This window comes from Mesorhizobium sp. M1A.T.Ca.IN.004.03.1.1 (genome assembly GCF_003997555.1).
Taxonomy (GTDB): domain Bacteria; phylum Pseudomonadota; class Alphaproteobacteria; order Rhizobiales; family Rhizobiaceae; genus Mesorhizobium.
The window spans coordinates 1-327 of record NZ_RZTV01000124.1; the positions used below are offsets into that span (position 1 = coordinate 1).

Here is a 327-nt window from a genome sequence, read left to right on the forward strand (position 1 = left end):
GGAATGGCTCGACGGTGAAGACGAGGCCATCCGTCATCACACGCTTTTCCGAAGGATCCGGCCAGGTCGAGAGCTCGGCCGGCTCCTCGTGCAGCGAGCGGCCGACGCCGTGGCTCGCCAGATTGGCGACCAGCGTATAGCGGTTCTTCTGCGCGAAAGCGCCGACGGCGGTGCCGATCTTTGCCAGCGATTCGCCCGATTTCACCTGGTTGCGCCCGACCCAGAGCGCCCGCTTACCGTCGCGGCAGAGCCGCTCGATTTTCGGCTTGACGGGCGGCACCGCGAAGGAGGCGCCGGTATCGGCGAAGAAGCCGTCCTTCTCGGCCG

Annotated in this window: 1 protein-coding gene; it reads right to left on the reverse strand. The window is 67.0% G+C overall.

Annotation, left to right across the window (positions count from 1 at the left end):
* Window positions 1-327 (reverse strand): M24 family metallopeptidase (locus EOD29_RS30985; protein WP_127248793.1); only part of this gene is annotated, 327 nt, incomplete at both ends.